The following is a 3,730-nucleotide window of genomic DNA, read 5'->3' on the forward strand; positions in this document are numbered from 1 at the left end:
CCGAAACGTGCTGCTCCTTGCCGCGCGTGTCGGTGAAGCGGAAGTCGACAAACTTGACGTCTTCGTCCTTGACGAGCTGCATGACGTCGGCCACGGATTTACTCATAACCTTTTCTCCTGATTAACGATTTCGGCGAACGCAGCCGCCGTCCCAATCTTGTTGATCCTCGCCGGCCGCGCCCTCTTGGGCACCGCCCATGCAGACCTCGGCAGGCCGGCTGCGAATCGATCGGGACGTATAAAGCAGCTTCCGTGCCATGCATGCGCCAAGCTGGCGCAAAACCCTTTCGCGACGCGCACTTGGAGTGAAAAGTTGTGCGCTGCGCACTTATACAGCCGCCAGCCCGGCGACTCATCGGCACCAATTCCGTGCAATCCCGAATTTGGCGCGCGAATCTCTTTCCATTATGGTGCAAATTGCCAGCCATGCACCAATCGAATGCACCCCGCCCTCAATGCTGCCGTTCCCGGCGCCCGCCTGCGGCTAGCCAGCCAGCCGATGCCAACGGCAGCACCCTACCTGCTCCGCCCTCGCGCGCTAGAATGACTTTTTGGTCCCACGCGAAACAGGAGATCCGTTGTCATGAGTACGCTCGAACAGTTGTACGCCCAGGCCGAGAAGCGTCGCGTCGAAAACCAGCTGCCCTACGCGGGCGCGGTGTCGCCCGCCGAGGCATTCGAGCTTCTGCAGCTCGACCCGCGAGCGCGGCTCGTCGACGTGCGCACGCGCGCGGAGCTCGACTGGGTCGGCCGCCCCGTGGTCGGCGACGGCCAGTACGCGCACGTCGAATGGACCCGCTATCCGGGCGGCGTGCCCAACCCCGAGTTCCTCGCACAGCTCAAGAGCGCCGTCGACGCCGATGCGCCCGTGCTGTTCCTGTGCCGCAGCGCCGCGCGCTCGAAGCTGGCCGCGATCGAAGCCGCGAAAGCCGGCTTTACGCGCGCCTACGACCTGCTGGAAGGCTTCGAGGGCGACAAGGACGGCCAGGGACACCGCAAGACCGTCACCGGCTGGTGTTTCCGCGGCCTGCCCTGGATCGGGGCATAAGCCCGCTCGCGGCGCGGCCCGGCTCACCTTCCCACTCACCAGCGGGCCACTCTGAGCGCCGCATATGACACCCCGATGATGCACCGCTGCGCCGGCTGAAACCCCGCCACGCGCGGCACGCATCGTCGAGCCGGTTCAGAAGCCGGCGCGCGGCCCGCTGCGCCGCTCGCGATCGGGTGTCGCAGCGCCCGAGGGCGGCTCCACCACGTCGCCGCCCAGTTCGTGCACGCCTTCGCGCAGCTTCACGAAGGCGGCCGCGACGGCCTCGGGCTCGCCCTTCACGCCGAGATCGATATGCCGGCGCGCATAGATGCCGCCGCGCTCGGAGTCGCCGACGCTCGGCAGGCTGAACACGCGCACACCCGGGAAATCGCGCTCGATGCGCTCCATGAGCGGCGTAAGCGTCGACTCCGGCAGCTCGAACACGAGCAGCGAGCGCTCGTCATGCGGCGTCTGGTGATGCAGATGCGCGCACTTCGTGTCGAGCACCCACTCGATCATCGGCCAGGCCATCACCGGAAAGCCGGGCACGAAATGATGATCGCGAATCGAAAAGCCCGGAATCTTGTTGTAGCCGTTCGGGATGATCTCGCAGCCCTGTGGGAAGGTGCCCATCTGGAAGCGGTGCTGATTCTCGGGCGACTGGTAATTCACGGGATCGGCGCCCGTGTGCATGTCCTGGATGCGCTCGCGGATCGCCGCCTCGGCGTCCGGATGCAGCGCGAGCGGCACGCCGAGCGCCGCGGCGGCGCACTGGCGCGTGTGGTCGTCCGGCGTCGCGCCGATGCCGCCCGTCGAGAACACGATATCGCCCGAAGCGAACGAGCGCCGCAGCGTTTCGGTGATGCGCCCGGGATCGTCACCCACGTACTGGGCCCACTCGAGCGAGAGCCCGCGCGCGCCGAGCAGCTCGATGACCTTCGGCAGATGCTTGTCGGTGCGGCGCCCCGAGAGAATTTCGTCGCCAATGATGATGACGCCAAATGCCATGTCTTGCCTCGTTGACTTGTCGTGATGATTGAACGTCAGGGGCGGCTTCCGTTCACGGCAGACCCTGATGCACGATGCTCACGTCGCTCGACGCCTGCTGCACTTCCCGTGCGCGTATGCGCTGCAGCGCGCGCAGGCAGTAGTGCCCGAACCAGAGCGCCGTGAACACCAGAATGAACGCGTAGATCCAGATCGTCACCGCCGCCAGCACGGGGAAGAACACGAGCAGCCAGGCCGATACGGCCCAGATCGCGGTGGGCAGCGAGCCGAGCAACCCGCTCACCACGCCGATCACGAGCAGCGGCAGCCGATGGTTGCGAACCAGCGCGCGGCGCTCCTCTACGCTTGCGTGCAGCGCGAGTGCGTCGTAGGTCATCACGCGATAGGTGAGCCATCCCCAGAGCAACGGCGGAATGAGCGCGAAAAATGGCGGCAGCAGCCACAGCGGCAGCGTGCACACCATCACGATCAGGCAGACGACGGTCGTGACGAGCGAATGCAGCAGGCTGCCGTACCAGTTGCCGCCGCGCCGCATTTCGAGCATCGCGTATTGCCGGGTCGAAAGATGGCGGATCACGCGCGGCATCGAAATCGCGACGATCAGCAGCAGCACGGAGATGACGATGAGCGGGATCGTCAGGATGATGACGAGAAACGGCGCGATCGTCGCCCGCAGCCAGCTAAAGCCGAGCGCGTCGAACAGATGATAGACATACGCCATCGACGGCCAGTTCGCGAGCGAGCCGCGCACGAGGTCGAGCAGCGGTTGCCAGAACACGTAGAGCACGGCGCCCCACACCGCCGCCGCCACGAAAAACGGCACGAAGGTGAGGAACAGCATGGCGGGATGGAACACGCTCGTGAGCGCGCGTCCAAACGAGCGCAACAGGTCATTCATGCGAGCGGAATACGGCGAAGAGGACGGGTGAAGGACACGTTATCGGCAAATTTGGTGCGACCAAGCCGACAGCATAAACCACCGCGTGCAAGGCGGGTAAATCGGGAGAAGATCAGCGGATCGAGGCGAAAGTCGCGCACCGCGCCCGCGCTCAGGGGAGGGTCGCGTCGTCACGCGTCGCGGCTTGCGCGGCGGCTGTGCGAGCACGCGAGCGCAGCCGCCGCGCGATGCGGGCAAACGCGTAGCCTTGCTGCGCCCAGAAGCCATCGCCGTAGTGCTCGCCTGCGAGCTGGTCGCGAATGCCGGTGGGCTCGATCTCACGATTGAACGACGCGCTGCCGAACATCATGTCCCACCACGGGAACAGCACGCCAAAATTGCAGCCGTAAGTGGTGCCTTCGTGGCCGTAGCCGATGGCGTGATGGCGGCGGTGAAAGCGCGGGCTCATGAGGAGGCGCTCGCCGAGCCAGCCGAAATGCACGCGGATGTTGGCATGCTGCACGCTCTGCACGAAGTTCGTGAGCGCGAGGAGCACGACGAACTGTGCGGGCGGCACGCCGATCACGAGCGCGACGGCGGCGAACATGCACGACTGCATCAGCACGTCGAGCAGATGATTGCGGTCGTCGCACCAGAGCGACATCTTGCGCTGGCTGTGGTGCACCGCGTGCAGCTCCCACCAGATGCCGAAACGATGAGAAAGCCGGTGGTACCAATAGCTGAAGAGGTCGAGCACCACGAGATAGATCGCGAACGCCACGAGCGGCTGCGTGGTCACGCCCGGCCAGAGGTTG

The 3,730-nt window shown here is 65.5% G+C and carries 4 protein-coding genes; 1 reads left to right on the forward strand and 3 read right to left on the reverse strand.

The features are described from left to right. Nucleotides 1-583 precede the first annotated feature (583 nt). On the forward strand, nt 584-1,048 hold the full coding sequence (locus tag VMJ11_RS22620) for a rhodanese-like domain-containing protein (protein ID WP_325621947.1): 465 nt from the start codon (nt 584-586) through the stop codon (nt 1,046-1,048). A gap of 135 nt (nt 1,049-1,183) precedes the next feature. On the opposite strand, the gene VMJ11_RS22625 is transcribed toward VMJ11_RS22620, so the two are convergent. From VMJ11_RS22625 to VMJ11_RS22635, 3 genes are all read right to left on the reverse strand, one after another. Further along, the gene (locus VMJ11_RS22625) at nt 1,184-2,038 is read right to left on the reverse strand and encodes a competence/damage-inducible protein A (RefSeq protein ID WP_325621949.1); all 855 of its coding nucleotides are present in this window, start codon (nt 2,036-2,038) and stop codon (nt 1,184-1,186) included. A 52-nt stretch (nt 2,039-2,090) separates the two neighbouring features. After that, complete coding sequence (locus tag VMJ11_RS22630) at nt 2,091-2,936, reverse strand: EI24 domain-containing protein (RefSeq protein ID WP_325621951.1); 846 nt, start codon at nt 2,934-2,936, stop codon at nt 2,091-2,093. 151 nt (nt 2,937-3,087) lie between these two features. Then, a partial coding sequence (locus VMJ11_RS22635; RefSeq protein ID WP_325621953.1) for a sterol desaturase family protein occupies nt 3,088-3,730 on the reverse strand: 643 nt, incomplete at its 5' end.

The organism is Paraburkholderia sp. (genome assembly GCF_035501035.1).
Lineage (GTDB): Bacteria > Pseudomonadota > Gammaproteobacteria > Burkholderiales > Burkholderiaceae > Paraburkholderia.

Coding starts and splice junctions, on each gene's coding strand:
- VMJ11_RS22630 (WP_325621951.1), bottom strand. CDS start 2,936: ATGAATGACCTGTTGCGCTCGTTTGGACGCGCGCTCACGAGCGTGTTC.
- VMJ11_RS22625 (WP_325621949.1), bottom strand. CDS start 2,038: ATGGCATTTGGCGTCATCATCATTGGCGACGAAATTCTCTCGGGGCGC.
- VMJ11_RS22620 (WP_325621947.1), top strand. CDS start 584: ATGAGTACGCTCGAACAGTTGTACGCCCAGGCCGAGAAGCGTCGCGTC.